General features: G+C 46.7%; 4 protein-coding genes. 1 reads left to right on the top strand and 3 read right to left on the bottom strand.

Going from position 1 to position 2,785, the window contains the following annotated elements; all coding sequences use genetic code 11:
* The 3 genes from dnaG to rpsU all read right to left on the bottom strand — a co-directional run.
* Nucleotides 1-1,095: DNA primase (dnaG, locus tag M0R47_RS21645; protein WP_292558430.1), on the bottom strand; the 1,095-nt coding region annotated here is incomplete at its 3' end.
* 32 nt (nucleotides 1,096-1,127) lie between these two features.
* Nucleotides 1,128-1,577: a GatB/YqeY domain-containing protein gene (locus M0R47_RS21640; RefSeq protein WP_292558429.1), complete on the bottom strand. Its 450-nt coding sequence runs from the start codon at nucleotides 1,575-1,577 to the stop codon at nucleotides 1,128-1,130.
* 15 nt (nucleotides 1,578-1,592) lie between these two features.
* A complete protein-coding gene (gene rpsU, locus M0R47_RS21635; protein WP_006890759.1) occupies nucleotides 1,593-1,826 on the bottom strand; it encodes a 30S ribosomal protein S21 in 234 nt (77 codons plus the stop codon).
* Nucleotides 1,827-1,932: 106 nt separating this feature from the next.
* On the opposite strand from rpsU, the gene tsaD reads away from it, so the two are divergent.
* Nucleotides 1,933-2,785, top strand: an 853-nt coding sequence (gene tsaD, locus M0R47_RS21630) for a tRNA (adenosine(37)-N6)-threonylcarbamoyltransferase complex transferase subunit TsaD (RefSeq protein WP_292558428.1), incomplete at its 3' end; no start/stop codon positions are given.

Below are 2,785 nucleotides of genomic sequence, written 5' to 3'. Positions count from 1 at the left end.
CAAAGTTTCAGCAGTCTGCACACGATTAATAAATCCATCAACTCCTTCTTCTCGCACCAGCGAATCAGGATCATGATTTTGCGGCAACAGCATAATGCGAATCTGCCGCCCATCCTTTAAACTGGAAAAAGCAGACTCCATCGCTCTCCATGCCGCTTCCCGCCCCGCTTTATCCCCATCGAAACAGAATACCAGTTCTGAGGAAAACCGGAATAATAAATCAAGATGCGCTTGCGATGCCGCCGTTCCCAAAGCTGCAACCGAGTAATAAATACCATACTGCGCCAGGGCGATAACATCCATATAGCCCTCAACAATCAGAATTCTCTGGGGCTTGGCATTTTTTTCCAGAAGCTCATACAAGCCGTAAACTTCTTTACTTTTGTGAAATAGGGGCGTTTCTGGAGAATTCAAGTACTTGGGCAAAGAATCGTCAAGTACCCGTCCTCCAAAGCCTATAATCCGGCCGCGCTTATCCCTGATGGGGAACATGATTCGGCCGCGAAAACGATCATAAATCTGCCCATTCTCACTACTAACCAACAATCCGGCTTCGATTAATAATTTCTGATTAAATCGACCAGCCAAAGCCTTCCATTCATCAGGCGCGTAACCCAACATGAAATCACCAGCACAATTGCCACTGACGCCTCTATTTTTTAAATACTCAGCTGCTTTCTTGCCTTCATCGCTAGTCCGCAACTGCTCCATATAGAAAGCAGCCACCTGCTCCATCAGCACATACAGGCTGTTTAAATCTTCTTTCTTTTGCCCCGACGACCGATATTCGATTGACTCTCTGGGCACCTCGACACCGACAAATCCTGCCAAGTCCTCGACAGCTTCAACAAAATCAAGATGATTGAAATCCATCAAAAAGGTAATGGCATTGCCACTAGCACCACAACCAAAGCAATGGAAAAATTGTTTTTTACGGCTTACAGAAAAGCTGGGGGATTTTTCGGCGTGAAAAGGGCAGCGGGCGACAAAACTGTTACCCGTTTTTTTTAGAGGCACATGCGAATCGATTAAATCGACAATATCAACTCGCACCAAAAGCTCATCGATAAACTGACGCGGAATTCTACCGGACATATTTATGCCCTGAAAAAACCTGTGAAAAGAGGCTATCCAGCTAATGCAGCCTTGATTTTGATACTCACAGCCGACATATCAGCACGACCCTGCATCTTTGCTTTAAGCAAAGCCATCACCTTACCCATATCTTTAACTGATTCTGCACCAGACTCTGCGACAGCGTCTTTAACCATTAAATCAATTTCTGTTTCGGTAAGGGCCTGGGGCAGAAAATCCTGAATGACTGGAATTTCAGCCTCTTCAATTGCCACCAAATCATATCGACCCGCATCCGCAAACTGTCTGATAGATTCACGACGCTGCTTAAGCATCTTGTCAAGAACCAGGATAACTCGCTCATTATCCAGCTCAATCCGCTCATCAACCTCAACCTGCTTAATTGCAGCCAAGATCAAGCGAATCACGCCCAGCCTTGCTTTATCGCCCCCTTTCATGGAGGCTTTCATATCTTCCTTGATACGATCTGTTAACAAATCCATCGCATCAACCTTGTTTTACAGTGCAGGACGTCCACGACGTAAATTTTTCAACGCATAACGTTCACGAGCCAATTTCTTCAAGTGACGCTTAACAGCAGCAGCGCCTTTACGCTTACGCTCTGCAGTTGGTTTTTCATAAAACTCACGACGGCGCACTTCTGCCAATACACCTGCTTTCTCGCAAGCACGCTTAAAACGACGAATTGCGATGTCAAAAGGTTCGTTTTCTTTAATTTTAACTGACGGCATATAATGATTCCAACTATGTTAATATTTAAATTGTTAGGATACTACGATCCACTGAACAAACAGAACCGTTAATTATACCTTTACTTTTATAAATTTCAAAAACTCAATGTATGTTTTAGGCATAGAAACATCCTGCGACGAAACCGGCGTCGCAATTTACCACTCTGAACAAGGCCTGTGTAGCCATCTTTTATACAGCCAGGTCGACATGCACAGCGAATATGGCGGCGTTGTTCCTGAGCTGGCATCACGCGACCACATACGGAAATTAGTGCCCCTCATCAAGCAATCTCTGCAGGAAGCTCAGCTAACCAGCAGGGACATTAACGGCATTGCCTACACTGCAGGCCCAGGACTCATGGGAGCATTACTGGTTGGCGCAACGACGGCCCGAAGTCTGGCTTGGTCATGGCAAATTCCCGCAATAGCAGTTCATCATATGGAGGGTCATCTGCTAGCGCCTATGCTGGAAGAAAACCCGCCGGGATTCCCTTTTGTCGCCCTGCTAATTTCCGGAGGACACACTTTGCTGGTGCAGGTCGAAGGAATCGGCCGCTATCAACTCTTAGGCGAATCACTCGATGACGCCGCAGGCGAAGCCTTTGATAAAACGGCAAAAATGCTGGGTCTTGGCTATCCGGGCGGGCCAAAACTGTCTGAACTTGCAGAACACGGCACACCGCAAATCAAGTTTCCTCGCCCAATGACTGACCGCCCCGGATTGGACTTTAGCTTCAGCGGTTTAAAAACATTCACCATGAATACCATCAATGCCTCTGAAAAAACTGATCAGGACAAAGCCGATATTGCCGCTGCATTTCAGAATGCCGTTGCTGAAACGCTCACCATCAAATGCAAGCGGGCGCTGAAACAAACTGGCCTGAAAAGACTGGTGGTTGCAGGCGGAGTAAGTGCTAACAAGCAAATCCGCGCCTCGTTGACTGAAATGGCCGCCAAAG

Source organism: Methylobacter sp. (assembly GCF_023227905.1).
GTDB lineage: Bacteria > Pseudomonadota > Gammaproteobacteria > Methylococcales > Methylomonadaceae > Methylobacter_A.
The sequence above is the reverse complement of the archived record's forward strand: the minus strand, read 5'-3'. Positions and strand labels throughout refer to the sequence as shown.